The sequence below is a fragment of the Paraburkholderia sp. BL18I3N2 genome, from assembly GCF_003001875.1.
In the GTDB taxonomy this organism is placed as follows: Bacteria; Pseudomonadota; Gammaproteobacteria; order Burkholderiales; family Burkholderiaceae; genus Paraburkholderia; species Paraburkholderia phytofirmans.
In genome coordinates this window covers 55,131-68,736 of the sequence record NZ_PVNC01000012.1, presented here as the reverse complement: position 1 = coordinate 68,736, position 13,606 = coordinate 55,131, and the positions used below count along the sequence as shown (strand labels likewise).

The window sequence follows — 13,606 nt, the reverse complement described above, 5'->3', positions numbered from 1 at the left end:
GGTGATTCTGTAACCTGCTCGCGCGGCGTGTCCGCCCGGCAAGCGCTTAAGCGCTCACGCCTTCGTTTTGCGGAAATAGCGCGCGACGCGTCTCTTCGTCGAACTCGGCTTTCAGCGTCAGCTTGTCTTTCAAGGCTTGTGCACGAGCCGCGGCCGGACGCGCGGAGATTTCGTCCACGACGCGCTTGACGTTCGGATACGCGCTCAGACCCGCTTCGCCGAGAATGTAGCCGGCGAAGTTAGCCCAGCCCCACAGCGCGATATCCGCGACCGAATAGGTATCGCCGGCCAGATACTTGGACGTCGCGAGGCGCTCGTCCAGCACGCGATAGTGGCGCTCCACTTCCTTCAGATAGCGATTGCGCGCATACGGCAGCGGCGTCGGCGCGTGATGCAGAAAGTGCACCGCCTGGCCGGAGAACGGCGACAGCCCGGTCGCGACGAACATCAGCCATGACAACGCCTGCGCGCGTTCAGCAACCGACGCCGGCAGGAACCGTTCGTGCTTTGCCGCGAGGTGCAGCAGGATGGCGTGCGAATCGAACACGGTCACGCCGTCGTCGGTAATCGCGGGGACTTTTGCGTTGGGGTTGATCCGCAGAAACTCGGGGCGATGTTGCTCGCCCTTGAACGTGTCCACCGCGATCAGTTCGAACGGGGTCTGCAGTTCTTCGAGCATCAACGCGACTTTCATCGGGTTCGGCGACGGGTGGAAGTAAAACTTCAGCATGACGATCTCCATGGAATAAAGGGCTGGGCAGATGACGGCCGGGCGGCACTGCGCCGCTCGGATTCATGCTGCGGTGGCTGCCGGGCCGTTGCGACCTGTGGTGATGATGGGCTGCCAGGCCGCTTTTGCCGTACGACTATTCCGATGAGAACGTTCGAAGGATTCGCACGTGTTCTCGCGCACGAATCTGGATCGCCTGCTTGCCGTTACTCCGCGATAGAAAAGCGCGCCGGGCGCTTTTGCGGCGCCCTGGTCGGATGCTCCACGCGCGAGGTGGCGCCGCGAATGAAGAGGATTGCGCAAAAGGCCAGCATGGCCCAGATGCAGAAAATTACTGTCAGAGCGCTCATGTCAAATTTCAGAGGGTGAGACTGCGATTGGTGCTGTTCGGCCGGCGGGCCGGTCAATGCGTCGTATGCGGGCCGTTGCCGTCGAACAGAAGCTCGTCGATCAGGCGCGTGGCCAGTTGCAGCTGCCCTTCGAGCGACTCGCGCGCTGCCTCCGCGCCCGCCGCGTCGCCGCGTGCGACGGCGTTGTAGGTTTCTGTCGCGAGACTCAGCACGCTCTCCGACGCGAGGTGCAACCCGCGCATCGTTCCCGCGTCGGCGCCCGGCACCGGGCTGGTCCATTCGGCGGCTGAAGCGGCCGGCAGGCCGATTTCGAACTCGTTATCTTTATCGTGGCGGGTGGACATCGCGGGCTCCTTGCGCAATTGGCACAAGTTCAGTGTGCGCTGGCGGGGCAGGTTTCAATCGGGCGAATAGAAGCCTGTTTTTTAGTCAATCTTCGGTAATTGGAAAATCGACGTATTCCGCTGAAGAATAGGCGTTCGCGGCGCCGCCGTCCAGCGGTCAGCCCGCTTTTCGTGCGAGCGGGAGCCTCGCCGCGTGGGCGAGCGCCAGCGCGCGTCTTGCTGCAAATATTTGGGGGCGGACGCGATTGCCATGCTGCCCATCGCCGATGGTGGAAGCGACGCGTTTAATCGGGGACAGCCGAACATCGCCGCAGCCAAACACGCCGGGCACGGGTGACGATTTCCAATCGCAGCCGCATTGAATTTATTTGCTATCCGTAAAGTCGTCGTTCAACGAACGAACCCGCGCGACGACAGCGGTGCGTCAAGCGTGCAGCACCAGCTTCTGCACGATGTCCGTGACCTGGCGAAAGCGACCGGGCTCGGCGGGCAGCGGCGGGTTAGGTGTTTCAGCGGACCGGTTTCTTCGTCGGCGGTTTCCTGCATGCGGCTTCGAGTCTGCGAAGAACCGTATGCGGCAACACGCGCATATTTTCGATGATGTGGCCGATGACAGCGAGTTGCAGTGTCTGATATGCACGGGACAGCCATGCCGCTGCGTAGTTGGGCAGATTGCCTGTCGATCGAAGGCAAGCCGTCATTCAATTAGTTCGGACTGCAACATTACTGCGTGCCACTCGGCGCCGGTGCCTGCGAAGCCGGACCGACCCGTACGGATTCCCTCACCAGTTCCTGCGTCATTGCGGCCGCGACGGGGTTCGAACGGCGGTGGTCCTGGCTGGCCGGCGCGGTCTGCGTCGACGGTGGCATCGGCAACGACGGATCGGGCTTGGAAGATTCCCTGACAAGCTGTTCCGTCATGGCCGCCGCGACGGCATTCGAACCATGCCGGGTCAAATCGCTTCGCGCGCGTTCAATCGGCTGCGCGGTCTTTGCCTTCGCCGCGACGGACTCGCGCCCTTCAGCCGATGCGCGCGCGCGGCCCGGCTGTTTATGCCGCGATGCCTGTGGCTGAGTACTATTCGCGACCGGCCCCGATTGAGAAGCCAGCGGTGCGCCCGCGGTTTCGCCCGTGCTGTTCGCGGACGGCGAAGTGGGAACCACGTTGCCTGCGGTCACATGCGTGCTGTCGACGCGCGGACCGACCGGCGCCGTCGTGATGGAATTGGCCGTTACCGCGTCCGGCGCCGCCTCGGAGCGGTTGCTTTTAGGGAGAAGCTGGTAAGCGATGAATCCCACGTCCACCAGAACCAGCGCGATTACCAACGCCTTGCCTGTATTCGTCATATCCAACACCGAGTCGTTCGAGTGAGGTGATCGAATCATGATAATCGACCGCCAAAAAACATTCTGCGCGGCGTTTTGCAATGCGATTTATGCGGTTTTCTCCACTCGTTTTGACACCGTTTTGACACCCCACGTCAGCCGGTTCAATACCATCAGCTACCCGCCGGCTCTCCGCGTTTCGTTCCGAAGTCCCAGCGCTGCGCCTGCGCGGTCTCGATTTTGGCGGGCAACAGTCCGGCCTGAAAGAACGTATCCGCGATCTTTTGCTGCTCGCCGAAATTCTGTGCAAGAACGCGGCGCACCAGATAACTGCGGCGCGTGTTCGCACGCTCGATCGTGGCGGCGTCGAGTCCCCAGATCGGCGCGAGCGTTTGGGCCGCCTCCTGAGGATGCGCGCGCAGCCACTCGCCGGCTTGCATCAACTGATCGAACACGATCTGGATGACTTCGGGGTGCGCCTGCGCGAAGCGATTCGACGCGAGGTAATAACGCTGATACGAAGCGAGTCCCTTGCCGTCCGCGAGAATGCGCACGCCGGCGTCGCGGTCGACGGATGCCACATAGGGATCCCACGTGATCCACGCATCGACGCTGCCGCGCTCGAAGGCCGCGCGACCGTCGGCCGGCGTGAGGTAGCTGATGCGCACATCCGCTGGCGTGAGACCTGCCTTGATAAGCGCCGCAAGCAGCAGATAGTGGCTGCCGGCGGCCTTGGTCACGGCAATGCGCTTGCCCTTGAGATCGGCAAGCGTATGGAGCGCGCTGTCCTGTTTGACGATGATCGCCTGGGCGCCCGGCGACGGCGCTTCCTGCGCGACATAAACGAAGCGCGCGTGCGCGGCTTGCGCGAAGATCGGCACGGTGTCCGCGACGTCCGCGCTGAAATCGACGGCCTCGACGTTGAGCGCTTCGGTCAAGGGTAAGCCGCTGGAAACTCATTCCACGACACGCGCACGCCCAACGGCGCCAAGGCTTTGTCGAGCGACCCGCGCGCCTTGAGCAGCGTGATCAACGTCGACGACTTCTGGTAGCCGATCCGCAACGCGATCGGCTGGCCGTTCGCGACGGATGTTTGCGCGTAACCGCGCGTCGCGAGCGTGGTGAGCGTGGTAAGCGAGGAAGCCAGCGCGACACGAATAAACGCCCGTCTGTTGAGCAGCGCCATGATTCATAGTCCTTGAGTCGAGTCTGAAGGGAAGGCCAATCGACCATGCTAGCAACGAGCGCGCGCGGCGCGAACTGACGGTTTCAGCTAACCATCGAACGTTGGTGCATAAGGGCATGCGCGCATCGAAACCTGAAGAAAACGAGGCAAAGCACAGAAGTCATTAAATGCAAAAGATAAATATTGATTCGATATAAACATATCGAAAGAGAATAATTCCCAGAGGCGGTCTTCGTCGCTACGCTTGCGGGCATATCGTCAGAGAGGACATATGGCCGGTTCCATTCCTACTTCGTTTTCCGCACGGCGGCGCGCACTTAAACTCCTGAGCGCGGTGCCGGCATGTGCCGCAGCGGGCGCATTGAATTCGCCCGGCATACAGGCTGCCGAACTCGCGCCGGTCACGCTGGTGCTCGGCGATCAGGCAGGCGGCACGCGTGCGTTGGCCGAAGCGGCCAAGGTGCTCGACGGCGCGCCGTATGCGTTTCGCTGGGCTAATTTCCAGGGCGCGGCGCCGCTCTTCGAAGCGCAGCGCGCGGGCGCCGTCGATCTCGCGCCGGCCGGCGATTTGCCGGTGCTTGCCGCAGCCGTCGGCGATCCGACTCTAAAGATTGTCGCGACGCGCGTCGGTTCCGGCGAGCAACTCGGTATTCTCGTCGCACAAGACTCGAAGATTCGCACGGTCGCGGATCTGAAGGGACGCACGGTGTTCGTTTCGTCGGCGCGGGGCAGTATTTCGCAGTTCCAGCTCTACGGCGCGCTAGCCGAAGCCGGTCTCTCGAAAGACGACGTCAATGTCCGTTTCATTCTGCCCGTCGATGCATTTGCCGCCTTCGCGTCCGGATCGATCGAGGTTTGGGCCACGTTCGATCCGTACTACGGCATCGCCGTGCAACGTGGCGCGCGCATTCTGCGCGACGGCACCGGCATCAATAGCGGACTCGGTTTCATTACGGCCTCGGGCGCGGCCCTCGCGGAACCACGCAAGCGCGCGGCGATTGCGGACGTGCTGTTGCGCTTCCAGCGCGCGGGCGATTGGGCGCTCGCGCATCCCGACGCCTACGCGCAGATCTACGCGTCGCTGACGCGTTCGCCGCTCGATGCCGCGAAGCGCATTACGCAACGCGCGTCGCTGAAACAGCACTTCGTCAACGAGGCGGATATCAGCGCGCTGCAGAAGGTCGCCGACAGCGCCAACCGCGACGCGATTCTGCCGCGCCGCATCGACGTGCGCGCGATTTCCGATACTCACATCGCGACGGTATGACGCGTGAGCGCCGATAACCTGACATAAGCCGGCAGCGCGCGCTTCGCGTTTACTCATCTGGTGTTTTCTCGGCTTGTCAGGGTTTTGCCGGGTCATAACGTGGCGTCATGGGCACTCAAACAATTCCGGCGTTGTGGAGGATAAATAGACTCACTATATTGGGCTCAACGATGCATGACATCGACGATTCGTTCGCTCAACCGTCTCGAGGACCCCGTCGTGATCAAGAAGCCCATGTTGCGCCCGCTTGCCGCAGTTCTGATCCTCGGTGTCGCGAATCTCGCGCCCGCGTGTTTGACGCCCGCGTTTGCCGCCGCCGGCAAGATCACCTTCGTCTCGCAGGGCGGGACCTATCAGGAAGCGCAGACCAAGGCGATTCTCGACCCGGCTGCGAAGCTGCTCAACATCACGGTGAACCAGGACAGCATTCCGGACGCGTGGCCGCAGATCAAAGCCCAGGCCGCGACCGGCAAGCCGATCTGGGACGTGGTCGACACGCCGACGTCCAACTGCCTGCGCGGCGGCAAGGAAGGCCTGCTGGAAAAGCTCGACTTCTCGAAGATTCCAAATGCCGCGGCCATGCCGGAGAAATACCGCACGCCATACTCGGTCGCGTACGAGTTCTATTCGACGGTGATCGGCTACAACAAGAAGTCGTTGAAGAAAGTGCCGCAGAGCTGGGCCGATTTCTGGAACGTGAAGGCATTCCCCGGCACCCGCGCATTGCGCAATGATCCGCAGACCGTGCTCGAAGCCGCGCTGCTCGCCGACGGTGTGCCGCGCGACAAACTCTATCCGCTCGACGTCGATCGCGCGTTCAAGAAGCTGCAGCAGATCAAGCCGGACGTGACCGTCTGGTGGACTTCGGGCGGCCAGTCGGCGCAATTGCTGCACGACGGCGAAGTGGACATGACGATGATCTGGAATGGCCGCGCAAGCGCGGTGCGTAAGGACAATCCCGACGTCGACTTCACCTTCAACGACGGTATTCTGCAGAACACGCAACTCTGCGTGCTGAAGAATGCGCCGAACCTGCCCGAGGCGATCAAGTTCCTCAACGCCGCGGTCTCGCCGGAATTGCAAGCCAACTTGCCGCTTTATATCGACTACGGTCCGGGCAATCCGGCGGCATTCAAGACGGGCAAGATCGACGCGAAGCGCGCGAGCGAATTGCCGAGTTCGCCGGGGAATGCGTCGAAGCAGGCATTGATGTCGGAGGAATGGTGGGCGTCGGACGCCGGCGTCCAGGCGAAGGCGCGCTGGCTCAAGTTCATGCAGTAAGCGGCATCATCCTGCGCGCGCGAGTCGAGGCCGTTGAACGCCAACGCATCAAATTCCGCGGGCAACGCTTTGCGCTTCTCGCGCCTCCCGCACGGCTCATCGTCTGCGCATTCATCGAACGTGATCGATTATCTGATTCTCGGCGGCGGCTCGGCCGGCTGCGTGCTTGCCGCGCGCCTCTCGGAAGACGCCGGCAAGACCGTTTGCCTAATTGAGGCCGGCCGCAATATCTCGCGAACGGATATGCCCGAGGCAGTGCGCAGCCGCTATCCTGGTCGCGCCTACCTCGACACCGCGAACATCTGGCAGCGGCTGAAGGCGCGCATGAGCGCTTCGGCCGCGACGCGCCGTTATGAACAGGCGCGCCTGCTCGGCGGCGGTTCGGCGATCAATGCGCTGATGGCGAATCGCGGTGCGCCGGCCGATTACGACGAATGGCACGCGCTCGGCGCGCACGGCTGGAACTGGAGCGCCTGCCTGCCGTATTTCCGCAAGCTCGAAACGGATTGCGACTTCGACGGTGCGTTGCATGGCAAGAGCGGGCCGATTCGCATCCAGCGCGCGCCGTGGGCGCGTATCTCGCCATTCGTGCGCGCGGTGCTCGCCACACTCGACGCACGCGGCCATCCGCGGCGTGACGACCAGAACGGCGAGTGGCAGGACGGCACGTTCATCGGATCGATCGCGGTGAGCGCAGCGGGCGAGCGCATCCCGACTTCGGTCTGCTATCTCGACGACACCGTGCGCGCGCGCCCGAATCTGACGATCCGCACGCACACGCTCGTCGAGCGCGTGCTGTTCGACGGCAAGCTCGCGATCGGCGCGCGGGTCGTCGGCCAGGACGGCGCCAGCGAAGCATTGCGCGCCAAACAGGTGATCATCTGCTCGGGCGCGATCCACAGCCCGGCGCTGCTGATGCGAAGCGGCATCGGCCCGGCAGCCGAGCTCGCCGCGCACGCTATCGAGGTGGTGGCGGATCGAGGCGGTGTCGGCGGCAATCTGATGGAGCATCCGTCGATTGCCGTGTCGGCGTTTCTGCCGCGCGCTGCTCGCACGTTATATCCGGACGAGCATCACGAGCAGGCGATCGTGCGTTTTTCATCAGGCGTGAGCGGGGCGGTTCCCGGCGACATGCACGGTGCGATCCTGTCGCGCTCGGGTTGGCATTCGGTCGGCCACCGGCTCGGCACGATCTTCTTCTGGGTGAACAAGTCGTACTCGCGCGGCCGCGTGAGTCTCGCGTCGGCCGATCCGCGGGATGAACCCGTCGTCGACTTCAACATGCTCTCCGACGCGCGCGATCTCGAGCGGTTGAAGCTCGCGCTGTGCTTCGGCGCCCGCACACTCGCCGATCCGATGATGACGAAGCACCGCGCCACGCTGCTGCCTTCGAGCTATTCGCCGCGCGTCGCGAGCGTGGCCGTGCCGGGCGCGTGGAACGCGTTGCAACGCGGGATGCTGAGCGCGCTGCTGGACATTGCGGGACCGTTGCGCGCGTGGCTGGTGCGCAGCGTGGTCACGCAAGGCGTGACGCTAAACGAATTGCTCGCCGACGACGATGCGTTGACGCGGTTCGTCACGCGTTCGGTGGGCGGCACCTGGCATCCTTCGGGAACCTGCCGCATGGGCGCCGCCGACGACGCGCTCGCCGTTTGCGACGCGCGCGGCGCGGTGTATGGCGTCAGCGGACTTTACGTCTGCGATGCGTCGCTGATGCCGTCGATACCGTGCGCGAACACGAATGTGCCCACCATCATGATTGCGGAGCGGATTGCGGATATGTTGCGCGGGCGTGTGTGAATGCGATGAAGGGCCGCCCGCGTTGACACGCGGCGGCCCGGCAGGCGTCAAGCATCAAGCGGTGAACGGTCCGGCTAAGTGCAAGAAGGCCAAAGCACGCTCACTCGCCAAACCCGACAATACCCTTCACCTCAAGAAACGCCTCAAGCCCCCACTCAGCGTATTCACGCCCATTGCCCGACTGCTTGTACCCGCCGAACGGCGAGCCCGCATCCCACGACGGATAGTTCAGATACACGCTGCCCGCACGAAGCCTGAACGCCACGCGCCGCGCGCGCTCCAGATCGGCGGATTGAACATAAGCCGCGAGCCCGAAGGGACTGTCGTTGGCGATCGCAATCGCTTCTTCCTCATCGCGATACGGCATGATCGCGAGCACCGGGCCGAAGATCTCTTCGCGCGCGATCGTCATGGAAGGGCGCACATCCGCGAAGACCGTCGGTTGCACGTAATAGCCGCGTTCAAGACCTGGCGGGCGCCCGAGCCCACCCGCCACGAGTTGCGCGCCTTCGTCGATGCCAGCCGCAATGAGCCGTTCCACACGCTCGAACTGCACGCTGCTGACCACCGGACCCATGGTCGTGCGCTCGTGATCGGCGGGTCCGACGCGTTGCGCTTGCGCCGCGCGCCGCGCGATCTCCACTGCTTCGTCGTGGCGCGCCGCGGGCACGAGCATGCGTGTCGGCGCGTTGCACGACTGGCCGCTGTTGTTGAAGCACGAGTTGACGCCGGCCGTGACAGCCGCTTCGAAATCGACGTCGTCCAGCAGAATGTTCGCGGACTTGCCGCCCAGTTCCTGATGCACGCGCTTCACAGTCGGCGCCGCGAGCTTGGCAATCTCGACGCCAGCGCGTGTCGAACCGGTGAACGACACCATGTCGACATCGGGATGCGCCGCGAGCGCCGCGCCGACAGTCGGCCCGTCGCCGTTGACGAGGTTGAAGACGCCAGGCGGCACGCCCACCGCGTCGAGTATCTCCGCGAACAGCAAGGCATTGAGGGGAGTGACTTCGCTCGGCTTGAGCACCATCGTGCAACCGGCCGCAATGGCGGGCGCGGCCTTGCAGACGATCTGGTTGATCGGCCAGTTCCACGGCGTGATCAGCGCGACCACGCCCACCGGTTCGTGATTGACGAGCGTCGTGCCCTTCCTGCGTTGCCACGCGAACGTTTCGCACGTGCGGATCAGTTCTTCGAGATGCCGCCGCCCGATCCCCGCTTGCCACGCACGCGCCATCGCGAGCGGGGCGCCGAGTTCGCGCGAGATCGTGTCGCCCATTTCATCGTGACGTTCGAGAAATACTTCGAGAATGCGGCGGATCAATGCGAGGCGCTCGGCCGGCGTGGTCTGCGAGAACGACGTGAACGCGCGCTTCGCGGCGGCTACCGCGCGATCGGCGTCAGCGGGCGTGCCCATCGCCACTTCGGCGATGGGTTGCTCGGTGCAGGGATCGACCACGGCGCGGCGGGCGTTCGTGGACGGCTCGACCCAAGCGCCATCGATATAAAACTTCAGTGCATTGACCATGTATTGGCTATGTATTGGCTATCTTCAGAACGAGGTTAGGCGCGCGCCGCGCCCGAGCGGCGGCTCACCACGACGATCATCACGAGGCACAGCGTCAGTGCGGTCAGCATCGTGCTGATCGCGGCGATGGTCGGATCGATCTCGTCGCGCAGCGTCACGAACATGCGGCGCGTCAGCGTCTGGTTCGATCCGCCCGACACGAAGAGCGCGACCACCGTTTCGTCGAGCGCCTGAATGAACACGAACACCGCGCCCGAGATGACGCTGGCCTTGATCTGCGGCAGCGTCACCGTCATGAAACTGCGAAAGCGATTCATGCCGAGGCTGCGCGCGACCATCTCCTGCGTGCGGTCGAAGGTGCGCAGATCGGCGCCGACCGAAATCAGCACGTACGGCAGCCCAAGCATCGTATCGGCGAGTATCAGGCCGCCAAGCGTATTCACATAGCCGGCCTGAGAGTAGACGAAGAACACGCCCACCGCGACGATGATGATCGGCACCATCAACGGCAGCATCAGCAGTGTGCGCAGATAGCGCATGATCCAATGCGTGCCGTTCTGGATCGCGTAGGCGGCGGCCACGCCGAGCGGCGTGGCGATCAGCGCGGCGCAAATCGAAGCGCTCAGTGTGGTGCGCGCGGCGTCGATCCATGCGGGGTTGTCGAAGAACGAGTGATACCAGCGCAGCGAGTAGGCGGGCGGCGGGAAGGTCATGAAGCGCGTGTCGGAGAACGACAGCGGCACCACGATCAGCACCGGCACCATCAGGAACAGCAGAATCAGCGCGACGCTCGCGCCGAGGACGATCCGTCCGAACGGGAGTTTGTTCATTTCGCGCCCAGGGTCTTTTCGAGTGGCACCACGCGGCTCGCGGCGTAGAAAATCGCGAACACGCAGATCAGCAGCACGACGCTCACCGCGCTCGCCGCGCCCCAACTGTTGTAGATCTCGACATTGCGGCTCACCACCATCGACACCATGATCGACTTGCCGCCGCCCATCAGTTCAGGCGTGATGTAGAAGCCGAGGCACAACACGAACACGAGCGTGACGCCGGCGAACACGCCGCTCAGCGACAGCGGCAGGAATACGCGCAGGAACACGTGCAGCGGCGAGCCGCCGAGACTCGCGCCGGCTTGCGAAAGATTCGACGGGATTTTCTGCATCGCCGAATAGAGCGGCAGCACCATGAACGGCAGCAGGATATGCACCATTGCGATGACCGTGCCGAACTGGTTGTAGGCGAGCTGCACCGGCCGGTCGACGAGTCCCGAGGCGATCAGCGCCTTGTTGACCAGCCCCGTGCGTTGCAACAGCACGAGCCACGCGTAGGTGCGCACCAGTACGCTGGTCCAGAACGGCAGAATCACCATGCCGAGCACCAGCGCGCTCAGCTTCGGCGGCAACGAGGCGGCGAAGTAGGCCACCGGATAGCCGAGCAGCAGCGTGATGACGGTCACGACGATGCTCAGCTTGAACGTCAGCAGAAACGTTTCGAGGTAAGCGCCGGTGAACATGCGCCGATAGTTTTCGAGCGTGAAGCCGTCGTGATAGATAGACTGCCACGACAGCCACGCGAGCGGCACGACCAGCAGCACCACGATCACGAGGAGCGCGGGCGTCATCAGGAGAAGCATGGTGCGATCTTCGCGGCGCTGATAGCGCGCGGCGGGATCGGACTCGGTGGCCTGCATCAAGGTGGTTCCCTGGAGCATCCGTTTGGCGGTTGTCATCATGCACCTACGGCGTCGAGAAACTGATACCACGCCGCGACGAGTCTCACACCCGGCGCGCGCAGCGAATGAAAGGGCACGGGCCGCAGACCGGGCGCGCCGAGCAGCGAAAGCTCGGGCGTTTCGCCGAGCGCGAGCGCGGCGGCGTGCTGGCCGAGCAGACTCGCCATCGCGACGCCTGCTCCGTTATACCCCAGACAAAAGGTCGTGGCTTCGTCGCTGCGTCCGACATGCGGCAGCGAATTGAACGTCATGCCCACATATCCCGACCAGCGATATTCCACGCGCACGTCCGCGAGATCGGGAAAGAGCGCGACCATCGCGCGTTGCAACGCGTCGAAGCCGGTTGTTTGCCCTTCCTTGCCGAACGCGTCGCGTCCGCCGAACAGCATGCGGCCGTCCACTTTGCGGAACCACTTCATCATGCGCCGCGTTTCCGTGTAGCTGCGGCGCTCGACCATCAGACGCGCATCGAGGTCGGCGGGCAGGCGCTCCGTGGCGATCATCGCGCTGCGAAACGGCACGAGTTCGCGCTGATACGCCGAGGTGGCCGCCGTGAGATCCGAATACGCATTGGTCGCGACGATGACCTGCTTCGCGCGCACCGTGCCGCCGGGCGTGTGCAGCGTGACGCGGTTCTCGCCGGGCGTGCGTTGCATCTGCTGCACGGGCGTCGATTCGTAAATCGGCACGCCGCGCAGCGTGAGCCCGCGCGCGAGTCCGCGCACGTATTCGAGCGGCAGAATCGTGCCGGCGTCCGCGCTCAGCACGCCGCCGACAAAACCTTTCGAACCCGTCTCGTGCTCGATCTCGGCACGCGATTGCACGGTCATCGAGGTATCGCCGAGATTCGCGCGAACCCAGTCGGCCTCAGCGCGAATCGCGGCGAGCGCTGCCTTCGTATGAGCGCAGCGCAGGCTGCCGGTATGTTCGAAGCGGGCGCGTGCCAACTGGAATTCATCGACCAGCGTCTCGACGACCCGCACGCCTTCATGCGCGAGTCGATGCATACGCTTCGCGGTATCAAGACCGTGCAGCTTGTCGATGGTGGGAAACGACAGTCTGAACTTCGACGACACCACGCCGCCATTGCGGCCGCTCGCACCCCAGCCGACCGGATTCGCATCGAGCACCACGCAGTCGACACCGCGCGTTTGCAGCGCATACGCGGCGGCGAGACCCGAGTAGCCTGCGCCGATCACGGCGACTTCGACGTCGAGATCGCGTGCAAGCGGCACGCCGGTGCTGACCGCCGCATCCGCGCCTGGCGATGCGGCGAGGAGCGCGCGCCAAAGCGAATCAGGCGCGGGCATGTGCGGTGTCGTCGGCGCAAGCATCGGCTCAGGCGGCGAGGCGTGCTTCGGCTTCGACGGCGTCCGCGAGCGCGCCGAGCGTCGCGAACTTGAAGGTCGGCGTGGTCACGGCTTCCGGCACCGGCGTGGCGCCGAAGCCCTTCACGTTCTGACGGCGTTCGATCCAGCAGGTCGCGTAACCGAGCTTCGTGGCGATGCCGATGTCGTGATACTGGCTCTGCGCGGTGTGCAGGATTTCGCCGAACTTGTAGCCGAACGCCGCCTGACGGCCGCGGTTGTACGCGAAGAATTGCGGGTCGGGTTTGGCGACGCCGGTTTCATCGCAGCAGACGGTATCGTCGAACGGATCGCCGAGCGTGTGCGCGTAGGCCGAGAGCGCCACGCGGTCGGCGTTGGTCATCGCAACCAGGCGGAAGTGCTTGCGCAGACGCTTGAGCGCCGCGACCGAATCCGCGAACGCCGGCCATTCGAGCACGTCGCGCTGGAAGGCGGCGGCGGATTGCGCGTCGTCGGGCAGACCGAGTTCTTTCGCGAGCGACAGATAGACGTTCGCCATTTCGTGGCTCGAACGGCCCGGATAGGCGGCGCGGCCGCGCATGTACGGTTCGAAGATCTGGTCGTCGGTCAGGTCCTTCGCTTTCGCGCCGCCAATGCGCCGCACGGAGGCGAGCACGCCGCGCTCGAAGTCGATGAGTGTGCCGACGACGTCGAACGTCAGGACCTTGAAATCGGTGAGCTTCATGAAATCA

The 13,606-nt window shown here is 64.0% G+C and carries 11 protein-coding genes and 1 pseudogene; 3 read left to right on the top strand and 9 right to left on the bottom strand.

Annotation, left to right across the window (positions count from 1 at the left end):
- Positions 1–46: 46 nt before the first annotated feature.
- The 4 genes and pseudogenes from B0G75_RS26500 to B0G75_RS26480 all read right to left on the bottom strand — a co-directional run bounded on the left by B0G75_RS26500 (position 47) and on the right by B0G75_RS26480 (position 3,936).
- Complete coding sequence (locus B0G75_RS26500; protein WP_219908294.1) at positions 47–730, bottom strand: glutathione S-transferase family protein; 684 nt, start codon at positions 728–730, stop codon at positions 47–49.
- 403 nt (positions 731–1,133) lie between these two features.
- Positions 1,134–1,424, bottom strand: a complete 291-nt coding sequence (locus tag B0G75_RS26495; RefSeq protein WP_106312623.1) for a hypothetical protein — start codon at positions 1,422–1,424, stop codon at positions 1,134–1,136.
- Between the two features lie 723 nt (positions 1,425–2,147).
- Positions 2,148–2,771: a hypothetical protein gene (locus B0G75_RS26485; protein ID WP_258194698.1), complete on the bottom strand. Its 624-nt coding sequence runs from the start codon at positions 2,769–2,771 to the stop codon at positions 2,148–2,150.
- 152 nt (positions 2,772–2,923) lie between these two features.
- Positions 2,924–3,936 (bottom strand): annotated as a pseudogene (locus tag B0G75_RS26480) (aliphatic sulfonate ABC transporter substrate-binding protein).
- Between the two features lie 271 nt (positions 3,937–4,207).
- Here B0G75_RS26480 and B0G75_RS26475 point away from each other — a divergent pair.
- The 3 genes from B0G75_RS26475 (at position 4,208) to B0G75_RS26465 (ending at position 8,284) form a co-directional block, all read left to right on the top strand.
- Entirely contained in the window at positions 4,208–5,203 is a 996-nt protein-coding gene (locus tag B0G75_RS26475) for an ABC transporter substrate-binding protein (RefSeq protein ID WP_106312617.1), read from the top strand.
- A gap of 234 nt (positions 5,204–5,437) precedes the next feature.
- Positions 5,438–6,484, top strand: coding sequence for an ABC transporter substrate-binding protein (locus B0G75_RS26470; RefSeq protein ID WP_106313036.1), 1,047 nt, complete (start codon positions 5,438–5,440; stop codon positions 6,482–6,484).
- A gap of 120 nt (positions 6,485–6,604) precedes the next feature.
- Positions 6,605–8,284, top strand: a complete 1,680-nt coding sequence (locus B0G75_RS26465; RefSeq protein ID WP_106313033.1) for a GMC family oxidoreductase — start codon at positions 6,605–6,607, stop codon at positions 8,282–8,284.
- Between the two features lie 100 nt (positions 8,285–8,384).
- On the opposite strand, the gene B0G75_RS26460 is transcribed toward B0G75_RS26465, so the two are convergent.
- From B0G75_RS26460 to B0G75_RS26440, 5 genes are read right to left on the bottom strand one after another with little or no spacing between them, the layout of a single operon-like run.
- Entirely contained in the window at positions 8,385–9,812 is a 1,428-nt protein-coding gene (locus tag B0G75_RS26460; RefSeq protein WP_106312614.1) for an aldehyde dehydrogenase family protein, read from the bottom strand.
- Positions 9,813–9,847: 35 nt separating this feature from the next.
- Positions 9,848–10,642 carry an ABC transporter permease gene (locus B0G75_RS26455; RefSeq protein ID WP_106312611.1) on the bottom strand — a complete coding sequence of 265 codons (795 nt, stop codon included), beginning with the start codon at positions 10,640–10,642 and terminating at the stop codon, positions 9,848–9,850.
- Positions 10,639–11,547 (bottom strand): ABC transporter permease, encoded by a 909-nt coding sequence (locus tag B0G75_RS26450; RefSeq protein WP_106312608.1) that lies wholly within the window; start codon positions 11,545–11,547, stop codon positions 10,639–10,641. Before B0G75_RS26450 ends, B0G75_RS26455 begins: the two co-directional genes overlap by 4 nt.
- Positions 11,544–12,881, bottom strand: a complete 1,338-nt coding sequence (locus tag B0G75_RS26445; RefSeq protein WP_106312605.1) for an FAD-binding oxidoreductase — start codon at positions 12,879–12,881, stop codon at positions 11,544–11,546. Before B0G75_RS26445 ends, B0G75_RS26450 begins: the two co-directional genes overlap by 4 nt.
- 4 nt (positions 12,882–12,885) lie before the next feature.
- Positions 12,886–13,599, bottom strand: a complete 714-nt coding sequence (locus B0G75_RS26440; protein WP_012427987.1) for an HAD-IA family hydrolase — start codon at positions 13,597–13,599, stop codon at positions 12,886–12,888.
- Positions 13,600–13,606 lie beyond the last annotated feature (7 nt).